The organism is Parendozoicomonas sp. 209JJ7-1, from assembly GCF_058147085.1.
Genome location: NZ_JBYVJU010000006.1, coordinates 124937 through 138349 on the forward strand (window position 1 = coordinate 124937; position 13413 = coordinate 138349).

The 13413-nt window shown below is 48.6% G+C and carries 13 protein-coding genes; 4 read left to right on the forward strand and 9 right to left on the reverse strand.

Features of this window, described 5'->3' with window-relative positions; genetic code table 11:
• Complete coding sequence (locus ACY2RQ_RS07830) at positions 1-375, forward strand: hypothetical protein (RefSeq protein ID WP_490112405.1); 375 nt, start codon at positions 1-3, stop codon at positions 373-375.
• 24 nt (positions 376-399) lie between these two features.
• Here the strand turns inward: ACY2RQ_RS07830 and mltA are convergent, their stop codons facing one another.
• Complete coding sequence (gene mltA, locus ACY2RQ_RS07835; protein ID WP_490112406.1) at positions 400-1593, reverse strand: murein transglycosylase A; 1194 nt, start codon at positions 1591-1593, stop codon at positions 400-402.
• A 214-nt stretch (positions 1594-1807) separates the two neighbouring features.
• Positions 1808-2386 (reverse strand): hypothetical protein, encoded by a 579-nt coding sequence (locus tag ACY2RQ_RS07840; RefSeq protein WP_490112407.1) that lies wholly within the window; start codon positions 2384-2386, stop codon positions 1808-1810.
• 527 nt (positions 2387-2913) lie between these two features.
• Between ACY2RQ_RS07840 and ACY2RQ_RS07845 the strand changes: the two genes are divergently transcribed.
• The gene (locus tag ACY2RQ_RS07845) at positions 2914-3402 is read left to right on the forward strand and encodes a glutathione peroxidase (RefSeq protein ID WP_490112408.1); all 489 of its coding nucleotides are present in this window, start codon (positions 2914-2916) and stop codon (positions 3400-3402) included.
• Between the two features lie 77 nt (positions 3403-3479).
• Here ACY2RQ_RS07845 and ftnA read toward each other — a convergent pair whose 3' ends face one another.
• A complete protein-coding gene (ftnA, locus tag ACY2RQ_RS07850) occupies positions 3480-4004 on the reverse strand; it encodes a non-heme ferritin (RefSeq protein WP_490112409.1) in 525 nt (174 codons plus the stop codon).
• A gap of 257 nt (positions 4005-4261) precedes the next feature.
• Here ftnA and ACY2RQ_RS07855 point away from each other — a divergent pair, with 257 nt between their 5' ends.
• The gene (locus ACY2RQ_RS07855; RefSeq protein ID WP_490112410.1) at positions 4262-4915 is read left to right on the forward strand and encodes an OmpW/AlkL family protein; all 654 of its coding nucleotides are present in this window, start codon (positions 4262-4264) and stop codon (positions 4913-4915) included.
• A gap of 74 nt (positions 4916-4989) precedes the next feature.
• Here the strand turns inward: ACY2RQ_RS07855 and mutL are convergent, their stop codons facing one another.
• The 4 genes from mutL to ACY2RQ_RS07875 form a co-directional block, all read right to left on the reverse strand.
• On the reverse strand, positions 4990-6903 hold the full coding sequence (gene mutL / locus ACY2RQ_RS07860) for a DNA mismatch repair endonuclease MutL (RefSeq protein WP_490112411.1): 1914 nt from the start codon (positions 6901-6903) through the stop codon (positions 4990-4992).
• A 177-nt stretch (positions 6904-7080) separates the two neighbouring features.
• On the reverse strand, positions 7081-7782 hold the full coding sequence (locus tag ACY2RQ_RS07865; protein ID WP_490112412.1) for a DNA-3-methyladenine glycosylase I: 702 nt from the start codon (positions 7780-7782) through the stop codon (positions 7081-7083).
• Positions 7783-8002: 220 nt separating this feature from the next.
• Positions 8003-8665 (reverse strand): bifunctional 4-hydroxy-2-oxoglutarate aldolase/2-dehydro-3-deoxy-phosphogluconate aldolase, encoded by a 663-nt coding sequence (locus ACY2RQ_RS07870; protein ID WP_490112413.1) that lies wholly within the window; start codon positions 8663-8665, stop codon positions 8003-8005.
• Between the two features lie 33 nt (positions 8666-8698).
• Positions 8699-8851: a hypothetical protein gene (locus ACY2RQ_RS07875; protein ID WP_490112414.1), complete on the reverse strand. Its 153-nt coding sequence runs from the start codon at positions 8849-8851 to the stop codon at positions 8699-8701.
• Positions 8852-9315: 464 nt separating this feature from the next.
• Here ACY2RQ_RS07875 and ACY2RQ_RS07880 point away from each other — a divergent pair, with 464 nt between their 5' ends.
• Positions 9316-11769: a hypothetical protein gene (locus ACY2RQ_RS07880; RefSeq protein WP_490112415.1), complete on the forward strand. Its 2454-nt coding sequence runs from the start codon at positions 9316-9318 to the stop codon at positions 11767-11769.
• A 215-nt stretch (positions 11770-11984) separates the two neighbouring features.
• Here ACY2RQ_RS07880 and ACY2RQ_RS07885 read toward each other — a convergent pair whose 3' ends face one another.
• Positions 11985-12518, reverse strand: coding sequence for a hypothetical protein (locus ACY2RQ_RS07885; RefSeq protein ID WP_490112416.1), 534 nt, complete (start codon positions 12516-12518; stop codon positions 11985-11987).
• A 539-nt stretch (positions 12519-13057) separates the two neighbouring features.
• Complete coding sequence (cyaY, locus tag ACY2RQ_RS07890; RefSeq protein WP_490112417.1) at positions 13058-13381, reverse strand: iron donor protein CyaY; 324 nt, start codon at positions 13379-13381, stop codon at positions 13058-13060.
• Between the last annotated feature and the right edge of the window lie 32 nt (positions 13382-13413).

Here is a 13413-nt window from a genome sequence, read left to right on the forward strand (position 1 = left end):
ATGCCAGGGATAGGGCCTGTTCAGCGGGAAACCAACCCATGGTGGAAAATGGGTTTTTTAAAGCATCTCTTTTCGGGACAGAAATCCCAGGGCAGAAAAGCTGAAGTGCTGGAAGGGCAGTCAATTATTCCCCGAAAACAAGGCAATCAACTCCAGGGAAAAGCTCTGAGGGAGAGAGGTGTCAGTATCAATTACGGGCTGGAAGTGATGCGGGAGCACTCTCTTATTCAGCAGGCACAGACAAACGATGAGCTGGACCAGCTGCAGAACCGTTATTTGGCAGACAGGGATATGGATACAGACAACAGGCAGGCTCTGCTTGATGCAATAAACAACAGACGTGAAGTTATTAGAGCAAAGCAGGTCAGGCACTGATGCCTGACCGTTCCCAAAACCGGCTTATATGCTTGCGGGTAGTATCAGTGAAGCAGGCTCCGCTGGTTTGGGAACTATGATAAACAGCTGACCGCCTGCATTCTGGTAACCTGCTCTACGGGCGGCTTCTTTTCCCGCACCGAAGAAAATATCCGCCCGGACTTCTCCGCGAATCGCTGAGCCAACATCCTGCGCCACCATCGCCCGGGAAAAGGGCTGGTTGTTATTGGCAGTCAGTGTTGTGGAGAGCCATAGTGGCGTGCCCAGGGGAATAACATCATCGTCAACCGCCGCACTGTGTTCAGGAATCAGGCGTGTTCCCTGGGCACCAATGGGACCGGGTTTATTCTGTCGGGCAAAGAAGATGAAATCCGGGTTGGTATTAAAGACTTCGTCCTGTCGTTCAGGGTTATCTTCGAGCCACCGACGTATGCTCTGCATGGAGACTTTATCCAGCATACCCTGCTGTTTCATATAACGACCAATGGCGAAATACTCCTGACCATTGCGGCCAGATATACGGACCTGAACGTCTTCTCCGGTATCCAGCCGGACGGTGCCGGAGCCCTGAATCTGCAGAAAAAAACGGTCTATTCTGCTGTCCAGCCAGAATAGTACTGAGTCGTCGTACTCGCCGTTTGCGGTTCTGCGATTAATGTTCTCACGGTCGTCATAGGGCACCATCCAGCGATTGCGAACCTTGCCGGATAAAATACGGTTGGGCTTGTCTTCCACCCTCTCCAGATCGAAGTCCCGGGGGTTGAACCGTACCAGATCATCGGGAACTTCCAGCAGGGGAACGGAATAACGGGTGGAGCGGGTGCGGCTGCCACGGAGCAGAGGAGTGAAATAACCGGTAAACAGCCCCGGTTGCCAGGGGGCGACCTGGTAAACAGTAAACTGGCTTTCAAAAAACTCCGGCAGGGCCTCATTTTCCAGAACCGGCAGAGTCTCGCATATTGGATGCCACTGTTCAAAGGTACCAAACAGGGGATTGTCTGAAACAGGGCCGGTGCGTTTGGAATAGACCGTGCAGCTTTCCTTCAGAGCAGTGGCTAGCCCCTCGGCTTGCTCCGTGTTCCAGCCATTAAGAGACTTGAAACTGGAGGGGGCAAACGTATTTGAAGGCTTCAGCAGGCTGCATCCTGACAGAAGTGCCAGCAGGGAGCAGACAAGGACTTTTACAGGAGTTTTGGGAAATGCCATTCCTTTGAGCATGGGCCGGACCTGTGAAGATATTTTTCCATACTCTACCTGAGCTCTCCTTGAATTTGCATTATAAAACCTCAACAGTCCCTGACACTCAGAAACCGTCTGATAAGTCATTCATGAGGCCAGGCGTCGCACCAGGATAGGGATCATCGTTAAATGAATCATTTCCTCTGTAATCAGGTAATTAATGAGGATCCTTTATATTACTGCTTTCAGATGGTTAATTTTTCCGACATGTTTTTAAAAAACGTTGCTCTCGTCGGGGAAGCTTATCAATAGGGAGGTTCTCCTGGAGAATGGTCACCCTGCATTGCAGTTGCAGGATAGAGAGACTGTCATCTATAAGCTTATTGAGTTCTTGCACCGTTTTTGGTTTTGCCAAAGGTTGCTCAAAATCCCAAGAATTATAAATAACCGAGTTGGTGTATCTGCGTTCTCTTAATGCAGCCTTTATTTCGCGGTTATTAAATTCATGAGGATTGGCACCATAACTTAGCAAGGCAATAATTTTGTTAAAGTCAGTTGTGTACTCTAAATATGTTTGTTTACGAAAAACACCTGTACCCAAAAACATAGTATGAACATTGGCACCGGATTGTAAAAAAATCAGCACAGACTCCACGTCTCCATATTGAAGGGCTTCCATCAAGGGCGAAGAATCAGGAGGGTTTACCGATTCGCCAGCATGGATCAACCGCCATATTTCGCCGTGATTATTACTTTTAATAGCAGGCGTGAATACCGATGCTGATGAGTAGCAACAGATAAACAGCATAAGAAAAAAGAACGGACGGATCATTACACGGCATCCTGTAATCATAGATGCTGTGTAGTTTAGCTATGGACATAAAGACATAAAACATCCTGATTACCACTGAACCTACGCCAACTAACAGCACGCTGTCTACGGGAACTACAAGGCATGTAGTCGTCCAGAATACGGTATCTCTTCATATCCTGGACAAGAACTGTTCTTTACCAGCCTATCAGTAAATAAAGCGACAGTACCAAAACACTAAAGCTGGATTCAAGCAAGGTTTTGAACACAAAGGTTTTCAGAGAGTTGGGTTTCGCTGAAAGCTGGCGTAGGAATAATGATAATCAGGTAAAATATAAAGGACACCATTGCCCCATTGCCGGTTATGTTGAAAAATTTCCAAGAAATCAAAAGTCTCGATTCTCCGGACAGAATTATGCTGCCAGGGAGTAGAAATATTCACACTGCGACGCCTGGCCTCAAGAATGACTTTTCAGACGGTTTCTCAGGGGGATTCTCCAAAAAATTCTTGATAGTGTTGACAGCTGGTCTTAAGCGGGAGGATAACAATGAGCATTTACGACTTTTCAGCGAAAACTATAACAGGGGAAGAGGTATCTCTCAGTCAGTACAAAGGCAAAGTCCTGCTGATTGTAAATACTGCCAGCAAGTGCGGATTTACACCTCAGTACAAAGGGCTGGAGGCTCTTTACCAGGAGCTGAAGGAAGAGGGTGTTGAGGTTCTTGGTTTCCCCTGTGACCAGTTTGGCCATCAGGAGCCGGGCAGCGACAGTGACATCAGTGAGTTTTGTGAACTGAACTTTGGTGTAACCTTTCCGTTGTTCAGCAAGATTGAAGTTAACGGAGAGAATGCCCATCCGTTGTTTGTCTACCTCAAAGAGCAGGCTCCGGGGCTGCTGGGTTCCAAGGGAATTAAATGGAACTTTACCAAGTTCCTTATCGATGGGGATGGCAATGTGCTGAAGCGCTTCGCCCCGAAAACAGAGCCGAAAGCCATACGGGATTCACTGGTCGCTCTTTTAAAAGAGAGTGCCTGAAAGAAATGATCTGAAAGAAACGGTCTGAAAAAAGCCCCGCAGATCTGGAAGACCAGCGGGGCGGATTAATTACTGGATCAAACCGACATTTCACTTGCGCCGGACTCATGGGCATTGGCCTGATTGGCAATTTCCTGGTCAATAAAGTACAGCCCCTTGCCTTCTGAACCGATCATGAGGATCTTGTCCAGGATAGATGTGAACAGCTTTTCTTCTTCATGCTGCTCAGCCACATACCACTGCAGGAAGTTAAAGGTTGAGTAATCCTTGGTAGTGAATGCGGTATCTACCAGATTATTGATCCTGCTGGTCACCAGCTTCTCGTGCTCCAGAATGCGGGTAAAAACGTCTTCAATACCGTCAAAGTCACAGGCAGGGGCCTCAATCGCACCGATAATGGCCATGGAGCCCGTCTCGTTCACATAGTTGAACAGACGGTTCATATGCTCCATTTCTTCGGTCGCATGGGCACGCAGAAAGCGCGCGCAGCCGTCCAGTCCTTTGTTTTCACACCAGGAGCTCATCTGTAAATAAATATTTGATGAGTAGAACTCCAGGTTAATCTGGTCATTCAGACTTTTTATCATTGCTTCGCTGAGCATCTGTATCTCTCCTGATTAGGCTCTGTTGTCCCCTCATTCTGCCAGTGGGAGCTGTACTTCGCATTGATTTGTGTCTCGTTTTGGCGAATTTTCAACTCAGTGCCTAGACTGGCAGATCACTTGGTCCCGTATAACACGTACGGGGATAGCAAACCGTAATCATTGATTCGGGATTTACTTTTGGCCACAGGAGGTGGCGGTTTACTTTCGCATGAGGTGTAACTGTGATGCTGTACAAGAAAGCGATTGTTCCCCTGTTGGCAGCAGGTGGCCTGCTGGCCTCTTCTGTGCCGGTACTCGCTGATCTTCAGGCCGAGGATGTTGGTCTGAAAATTGGCGGATTTTATGTTTTACCCAATGATCCCTCCCCCAAACTTGAATTTGAGGGAAAATCAGAGAAGATCAAGCTGAAGAAAGATAAAAACCCGTTCACCGTCGGCATTGACGCAGTATTCATGACAGACGACAATATCGGCGTGAATATCGGCACTCTCTTACCAGCCAAGATAAAACAGAAAGCAGATACAGCCACAGGTAAAGGTGAGCTGGAATACAAATTATTACCGCTGCACGCCACCCTGCAATATTATTTTATGACTCCTCAGGATGAGTTTCGCCCTTATGTAGGAGCCGGTGCACATTATACTTTTGTTAAAGACGTAAAAGTCAGCCATGAGAAGATCAAGGACCTGAAGCTTAATGATGAGTTTGGCTTCCTGTTCCAGTTAGGTGGGGTGTACAGCTTTGACGAAGGCATGTTCCTTGATTTTTCAGCCCGCTATTTTTACCTGGAGCCAGGTGGTGGCAAAACCAAGTATAAAAACATGGATGGTACTCATGTAAAAGGCAAAATCAAGAAATTAGATATTAGCCCATGGATGTTTAACGTCAGCTTTGGCTTTAAATTCTGATTATATGAATGCGGGTCCAATAATTGGACCCGCTTTGTTTTTATAGCTATGCATTGGAATATTCTGCCAGATCTTTAACGACCACGCATAAACAGTTTATCAAGTTCCGACATTGTGAGTTGGGTCCAGGTGGGGCGTCCGTGGTTGCACTGCCCGCTGCGTTCGGTCTGTTCCATATCCCGTAGCAGGGCATTCATTTCCGGAATTGTCAGCTTGCGATTGGCTCTTACGGAACCGTGACAGGCCATGGTACCGAGCATCTCATCAATATGGGCTTTTACCTGATCACTGGAGCCATGTGTGGAAAAGTCTTCCAGCAGTTTGCGAACAAGGTCGTCGACATTTGCGCCCCGTAATAAAGCGGGAATCTGCCGTACGACAATGGTTTCCGGCCCCATACGTTCCAGGGTAAAACCAAGTTTGGAAATATCTTCTCCAAACTCATCAACTGCATCGGCCTGCTCCAGACTGACAGCAGTGGCCTCCGGTACCAGCAGGGGCTGAGCAGTAATACCGGCACCATACCATGCGTTTTTCATGCGCTCATAGGTGATACGCTCATGGGCCGCATGCATATCTACAAGAACCATACCACTGGCGTTTTCAGAGAGAATATAAATGCCTTTCAGCTGGGCAATGGCAAAGCCTAAAGGCGGAACTTCTTCATTATCGCTTTCGGGCAGTTTCTGGACCTCTGTACCCGTTGCCGGTTCATGGAGCTGTTTATAAACATTCATATGCTCTTTTACCGCCATGGGAGAAGGCTGCGGTTCATTGTGAAACATATTGGGTGCCGGCATGGCTGGTGCAGCGGCAGGGCTTCCGGGCATAGCAGAAGCCCCTTGCTGGACAGGTATGGCAGGATTCAGGTTCATCCGCTCCTGGGCCGTAAATTGCCCCCCTTGCAGGCCACTTGCTGATGTGGTGGATGACTCTGACGTCTTAGAAGATGAACCCATTACCGTCGGTGGCAACTGGTCTTCCGGGCGTACAGAAGCCAGAGCCCGGTTCAGGGTACTGAACAGAAAGTTATGAACAGTGCGACCATCCCGAAAACGGATTTCATGCTTGGTCGGGTGAACATTGACATCCACCTGGGAAGGGTCAAGTTCAAGGTAAAGAACAAATACCGGGTGACGACCGTGATACAGCACATCCCGGTATGCCTGGCGAATAGCGTGGGCAATCAGCCGATCCTTTACTATGCGACCATTGACGTAAAAATACTGCAGATCAGCCTGGGCCCGGGAAAAGGTTGGCAGGCCAACCCAGCCCCACAGTCGCAGGCCGGAAGCTTCCATATCCACCACAACAGCATTGTCCATCAGCTGCGGACTGGTGAGGGTCGCCACCCGGCGCTCCATCTCAGCCCGGGTTTTTGCCGGGCGAAGCTGGTGGATGGTACGCTGGTTATGGCGAAGGCTAAAGGCAATATCGTAATGACCCAGGGCCAGGCGTTTGACGACCTCTTCCAGGTGGCCAAACTCGGTTTTCTCCGTGCGCAGAAACTTGCGCCGGGCAGGCGTATTAAAGAACAGATCCCGCATTTCCACGGTGGTGCCTACCGGGTGCGCTGCAGGAGAGGAAATGGTTTCCATATCCCGTCCTTCCGCAAACACTTTCCAGCCGGATTCCTGGCCTTCAATGTTAGAAGTCAAAGTCAGCCGGGAGACAGAGCTGATACTGGCCAGGGCTTCACCACGGAAACCCAGGCTGGCAACGGCCTCAAGGTCTTCAAGGGCGCTGATTTTGCTGGTGGCATGGCGGGACAGGGAGAGGGCAAGATCCTCCTTGGGAATGCCTGAGCCATTGTCCCGAATGCGAATCAGACGAACACCGCCGTTTTCCACTTCCACGTCAATGCGTTTGGCACCGGCATCAATACTGTTCTCCAGTAACTCCTTAACAACGGAAGCCGGACGTTCAACCACCTCACCGGCGGCAATCTGGTTGGCAAGACGGGGGCTGAGCTGCTGAATGTTACGCATGGATGATGGCTGAGATCCTGAACAGGGAAACCGACAGTTTGTCGGCTTTTCAGGCGTCTGTGAAGGGATAATATCTTTAACTCTTTCCTGGGAGAGTTCTCCGATATAGTCACCATATGAAGCACGATGCTGATATTTTCGACTTATATTTCATTTTTATGTAAGCAGGTGATTTGTTCAGGCGGTCTCAACCTGAATCCGGTTTTCTCCGGTTGCAAAGGAGATCAATCGGCTCAGTTCGCAGAGGCTGCGACCGCTTTCCTGCTGGAGGTTATTAAAGAATGCCTGAATAGCTTTCAGGCTGCGCTGGCTGGTCAGCCCACCATCGATAATCGCCCGTTCACGGAAAAAGGTTTCTACATCCCGGCTTAGCAGAAAGGTGTTTTTACCCAAAGCTCGCAGAGCATAAGGGCCGGTGTTACCACCCAGACGGGTACCATGTTGTTTCAGGTACTGCCACAGCCCGATAATATTTTCTTCAGGCCAGTTGGCAATAAAGGCGGGAAAACTGCCTTCCCTGTTGCGGACATCCTGAATCATCAGGGCATTCTCTCGAATGCTCCAGACCTTTTTAAGGTTGCGGATAATAGCCGGGTCTGCGGCTTTTCTCTCCAGCATGTCGTCGGGCATCATCAGGAGTTTGTCCACATCAAACTGCCAGAATATATCCTCAAATGCCGGCCATTTGTTATCGACAACCCTCCAGACAAAACCGGATTGAAAAATTTTGCGGGTAAACTCTGCCAGAAACCGGCTTTCGGGAAGGTCAGCAAGATGCGGGTTGGGAAGATTTGTAGTCAGCAGGGTTTCAATATTATCGTCCCCACCTTTGCGAGTGGACGCAAGCTGGTAGATGGCCCGGTATTGTCCTGAAGGCATGATCTGTTCCGCCGGAAAAGAGAATATTTTTATTCTACCTTCAGGCATTTCACTTAAAACAGACCCTAACCCGGATATTTCATAAACATGCTCCCGATCTCGCTTGTTCTTTGCTAAGCCTTAAAGTGCACATCCGCTCCTCCCCGAAAATGACAGTAGGAACCAGAGGTAAAAGCCAGAAAAGCCAGGTGTAAAGTCAGTGCCAGAGACAATGGTACCGTTACCGCAGCCCGATTGGGGGTGCTCCCAGATTTGAAGCTTCACGGGCCAGCCTGGTTACGGTTTCCCAGTCACTATTGGTGACAGCCTGTTTGGGCAGAATCCAGGAACCGCCTACGCAGGGAACATTGGAAAGGCTCAGGTAGTCATGGACATTATGCATACCGATACCGCCGGTGGGGCAAAAGGTGACCTGTCCAAACGGACCGGAGAGGGCTTTCAACATGGCTGCGCCGCCGGACTGTTCCGCAGGGAAGAATTTCATCATGGTAAAGCCAGCCGCCAGACCCTGCATAACGTCACTGGGCGTAGAAACGCCGGGGATAAAGGCCAGACCTGTCTCTTTCGCGGCATTAATCAGCTCATCGGAAATGCCGGGAGAAATAACAAAGTTACCATCGGCCTTGGCAACCTCGCGAAACTGGTCACTGTTGATAACGGTACCGGCACCAACGATGCAGTCAGGCATCTCTTTTTTAATAAGAGCAATGGCTTTGATGGCGCAGTCCGTACGCAGAGTGATTTCAAAAACTGTGATACCACCGTCGTTCAGTGCCTGGGCCATCGGTAAAGCCTGATCGATGCTGTTGATAACCATTACCGGCATAACCGGTGCTGCCTGGGCCACGATTTCAGTCAGTTGTTTTTGCGATTGTTTTGTCACTATATGTGTTCCTGCATCTTTTCAACCAGTGAGTCAGTTATTTCCTGAGGGGTAATGGTGCCCTTGTATCGGATAACTGTTGCTGCCATGGCATGCGCCCTTGTCGAGCATGTTATCGCAGCTCATAACGGTAAATGGCGGCAGGTGGCAGACCGCAAGGTTTTGGGCAGTTTTAGTGTTCAGCATCTTACTATATCCATTCGTTTTCCGGCTGCATGTGCTGGAGTATCTGGCAGGTTAGTCAATTCTTTTGCCGGGCGACCTGGCATTTATCAAGATCCTGATAGTCACTACATATTCAGGTTATAGAATACAGCAGGACGCACAACATCAGCCTGGTGATTTCGATGAGCAATGACCATATACCTGACAAGTCAGTTACGCCGGTGAGAATGATCCTGATGGATGGTTGTCAAAGATCATGTATTACTTACCGGTAGAATGGTGGAGACGTTTGGGTCATGGAAAAGTCATCACAGGTGCCCTTTTGTTCAGGGCCTATGCTGCAAAAACCACCTCCACAACACAGTTCTCACAGGCATTCAGCAACTCCGGGAGAGGATGCAGACTATCTGCAAAAGATTTCCCGAGATGGTGGGCTTCAACATGGTCAGCATGGCCAACCTCTAACTGGCCGTAACGCAACAGCTATGGGGCCACTAGAAGAAGAAAAACTTCCCGCAGCATTTGAATATGTTCGTATGGATGCTCCTGATGGGGCTGACCTACCCCCGGCTAGGGTTGAAAACAAGGAGAGCAAACAACAAAAGAAACGTCGGAAAAGGCGGGAAAAGAAGCGCGAGAACGAGCAACAAGAGATAAAAGCGGAAGGGGAGAGTTCAGGAAAAGAGGAGCTCAGGGATGAAGCTCAGGTGGCTCGTACAGAACCGACTGCAGATAAGCCCGTTTCCTCAGTTCAAAGCAAAGAACTCCAGCAAGCTGAACAATCTACGCCACGTAGAATAAGACGCTCACGGAATCCTGGACACGCCCAACAGTTGAAGAAATATGTCCATGGAAAGGATATTCGGCAGGTCGTCAGTGATGTGGAACAGTTGCTGGGCATGGAAAAAGAAGCCCGTGTTCTGAAAGGCCAGATTCAGGGTGCCATAAAAAAGCAACAAAACCCCAAGGAACACGACCCAGAATTGATTGGCAAACTTCAGGAACTCCAGGAGCGTTATGAGAAATATCTTTCCCAAAGCCGTTGCCGGGGGGAGTCATACTTTTTTGGAACAAAGATTGCTGAAAACCCCGCAGTTTCCAGGGCACATCATACTCTGAGCGGGTTGGCGATTGATCTTAAAATCCTTTGTCTGCCTGATCTTGATGAACTTCAGAAAATAGGAGAAGAGTTGTTCCTGCAGGAGTATGACCAAGACAGAAAAGCAGAAAGAAGCACGAGAATTTTTTCAGATTTAAGGCATTCGGTGGAATGTTACCGGGATATTTTTTATGACTGGAACACCCTGAAACGTATTACCTTCACACTGCCTGATGAAGGCTTCAATAAAAAGGCTCTGCTTGGGACTATTGATTCTGAGCTGCAGAGGTGGTCTTTCAGTCTGGTGCAGGTGCTCTCTATCAGTCTGTCCTATCTTCCTTGTTTACCTGATGGCGCTGAAAAGAGAGTCTTTTTGGCGTCGGTGAGAGGAGTCGTTACCCATTACGGCATTGATATGAATCGTGCCTGGGAGAAGGAAGTTAGCAGTCAGGCTCTGAATTTCTGGCAAAAGCGCATGGACTTGGCGGCTCTCTTCAGTCAGTACCATGATATTTCCACCATCCTTAAACACCTTGACCTGAATCTGGAGTTTATAGATGAGGTTCCTTTTCATTGTGACAGAGAAATGAGCAGGGTGTTTGTGGCGATGTTGAATTCAGTGTCCACAGATCTTTTGAATGAGCAATACCATATCGTCCGCCTGCAGGCACTTCAGATCCTGGAGAGTATTGAGCGCAGTCTGGTATCAGGATGGCTGCAAAGTCGACAGCACTCAATTTTTGGTACACCCAAAGAGGGGGAGGGCAAAGAGGAAACTCAAGATGCCCAGGGCGCAGCGGCCCCCCCATTGTCTATAAAAGAATCTGTTACTTGTCTTCTACAGGGGGCACGGGCACAGGAAGAGTACTATAAAAAGCTGGAACAGCAGGAAAAAGCACGGATTGAACAGGAACTGGCTCTGTTACGAGATTCGTTGATTAAAGAAGAGGACGCGGAAAAAGAAAAACAGGCAAAACGTGAAATGGTGCGGAGAGGAAGGAGGAAAGGGCGACGCAGGGGGCAAAAAGTACAAGGTGCCTCGGCAGCAGGAGCAGCAGCTTTACAAGCATCCCCTGATGGAAGTGATACCGAGGTACACTCAGATCATTCCGCTCATTCTGATAGTCAAACAGATGCTGATACAGCTATTGATCCACTGACACGAAAAATTCGCGCCGTCGGAAACCGCCTGGCCAGCCATCATGAACAGGATATCCGTGATGCAGAAGAGGAGTTGCGAAGACTGCAGAAGAACAGTGGGCTGACCAGTTTGCAGAAAACAGAGATTGCGCTCTGTCTGGCGGAGGCACATCTGCATATCGTTATCAGCCTGTTATCGCGGATGGTGGTTCTTCGAAGAGATCTTATTGCTTACGAAAAGAAGCTTGAAGAGGGTAAATTTGATTTCTCTTTGGAGCGCACATTTCAGAAAGCCACCACGCAATTGCCGGAGCTGGCAGACGAAATGGAGGAGCGTCTGGAAAGTGTGCAGTATGCATTTCGTGATTTCGGGCCTGCACTACAGAATGAGGCAAGGGAATCCCAGGAAGTACAGATCAGTATTGAGATGATTCTGGCACGATTACACGATTTGGAAGATAAGGCCGATAATTTGAAGAAACTCAAAATTAATATGTGCAAACTCTATAACTTGCGAGGTGAGGTGATAACGAAATGTTTTAGTCGGACTGTGCGGCCAGCTCCCAGAACTTCACAAGCCCAAAGGAAAAAAGCTACACGGCAGGATGCATTTATTGCCGATGAAGCGGACAAAGCTTTTGATAATTTATTGAAAACATGGACAAAAACAGTGATGACATTTAAAAGAAAGCTGGATTGAACCTGAATTGTCTGAACATATTGCAAACCTTGTTTCTCTTTCTTTCCCCACGAGTTTTCAATAGTCTGCCAGCATTGCGTCAATTATATTCTGGCTGACACAGAAAATAGTGCCGGGCAAGGCGGCCAGAGTACAGAAATGCTTGACCGCCAAGGCAACGGATAGCCCGGAATTCTGAGTGCCAGCCTCAACAAGCCCTAATGCAGCCCAGCAGCCTATTCCTCTTCTGGCTCCCGATAAAACGCTGAGACTTTGTTTTTGCTGGGGGCGAAGGTGAGGTAACCGCTGAGTGCCCCCAGGATATCAGGAGTATTTTCTGCAATTTTAAAAATACATTGATCTGTGAGAGGAAGCGTCGGTACATCATCGTTACCGTTTACCCAGTTGCTGATTGTCAGGGTATGTTTTTTTTCATCTATGACCAGGGCACTGGTAAATTTTTCCGGGAAGACAAGTTTTAACAGGAGGCTGCTGTTTTGGGTCGCAGTGAAGTCAGCAAACCATTTATTATGCGAGTCCTGATAAACTGTGGCGTTATAGTATATTGCGGCTTTTATCGGGATAGTTACCTTATTGTGACTACTGGGTTTAAGATCCTGTTCAACAAAATATACGGCCATCCACTTGTTTGTCTGATGAAGCATCTCCTCAATTTCTCCACAGTCAGAAAACCCTTTGAGTGGGAAAGCGCATAAGAAAACGACAAACAGTTCTGGCCAGGGAAAACGGCGCGAAGAAGCAAATAACATAACCAGTGTCTCCTGTGATGATGAAGATGCTGGGAAGGGAGAATAGTAGAGGGTGCGAAATCTTGCGTGTTTCCGTTGTCTGAAGATGGAATGATACTGTTGAGGTTGTAGCGTGCTCTGGCATGTTCGAATTGATCAGAGAATGGTGCACTTTCCCGCAGGTAGAACAGGAGCTACAGACACTACAGCTTTCGGGTGCCCCAGGGTTTTGTCGCTGTAACAGGCTGCGAGGTCCCCCCGTTTTACCTTTATACTGTGCTCATTGAAAAACTCTGCCAGAGTTGTCGCAAAGTCATAGGGGTGAAAGCAGCAGGGTCAGGACTGAATCGATCAGTACTACGGACAAAACGACCATGACACACAGAAAACCCTGTATGGGCAGGCTCTGGATTTCTGTTACCGAATCCATCGGCACATACCGGACAAAGATCATTGGAACCCTTGTATAGCCAACAACCTGTATAAACTACAAAAGGGTTATGATAGGCAACTTCCCTATAAGAACGACAGGTGGCTGTTACTGCTGAGAGGGGAAGGCATCAAAAAGACAAATGAACGCTCTCCTCCGCCTGCTCAGAGGCATACTGGCTCAGCATATCCACAAATCTGTCACCAGAGCTGTCACATACCCAGGCCTCCTGCTCTTTATTGAAATCAAAATGGAAACCACCGGCCCGGGCGGCCATCCACAGCTGGCACAGGGCACCCTGGCGGCTCAGGATAATCTGGCTGCCATTGTCAAAGGTGAGGGTAAGAATGCCTGCGGCATTTTCGTAATCAATATCGGCCCCGGAATTATCAATGGCATCTTCAATAGCCATCATCAGGGTATCCAGCTGATCATTAAATTCGGATTCGGTCATGGAAGCGAAATGTCCGGCTCATATCTGGTAGT

Coding starts and splice junctions, on each gene's coding strand:
- mutL (WP_490112411.1), bottom strand. CDS start 6,903: ATGCGTAACATTCAGCAGCTCAGCCCCCGTCTTGCCAACCAGATTGCC.
- ftnA (WP_490112409.1), bottom strand. CDS start 4,004: ATGCTCAGCGAAGCAATGATAAAAAGTCTGAATGACCAGATTAACCTG.
- ACY2RQ_RS07875 (WP_490112414.1), bottom strand. CDS start 8,851: ATGCTGAACACTAAAACTGCCCAAAACCTTGCGGTCTGCCACCTGCCG.
- cyaY (WP_490112417.1), bottom strand. CDS start 13,381: ATGACCGAATCCGAATTTAATGATCAGCTGGATACCCTGATGATGGCT.
- ACY2RQ_RS07830 (WP_490112405.1), top strand. CDS start 1: ATGCCAGGGATAGGGCCTGTTCAGCGGGAAACCAACCCATGGTGGAAA.
- mltA (WP_490112406.1), bottom strand. CDS start 1,593: ATGCTCAAAGGAATGGCATTTCCCAAAACTCCTGTAAAAGTCCTTGTC.
- ACY2RQ_RS07845 (WP_490112408.1), top strand. CDS start 2,914: ATGAGCATTTACGACTTTTCAGCGAAAACTATAACAGGGGAAGAGGTA.
- ACY2RQ_RS07840 (WP_490112407.1), bottom strand. CDS start 2,386: ATGATCCGTCCGTTCTTTTTTCTTATGCTGTTTATCTGTTGCTACTCA.
- ACY2RQ_RS07880 (WP_490112415.1), top strand. CDS start 9,316: ATGGGGCCACTAGAAGAAGAAAAACTTCCCGCAGCATTTGAATATGTT.
- ACY2RQ_RS07885 (WP_490112416.1), bottom strand. CDS start 12,518: ATGTTATTTGCTTCTTCGCGCCGTTTTCCCTGGCCAGAACTGTTTGTC.
- ACY2RQ_RS07865 (WP_490112412.1), bottom strand. CDS start 7,782: ATGCCTTCAGGACAATACCGGGCCATCTACCAGCTTGCGTCCACTCGC.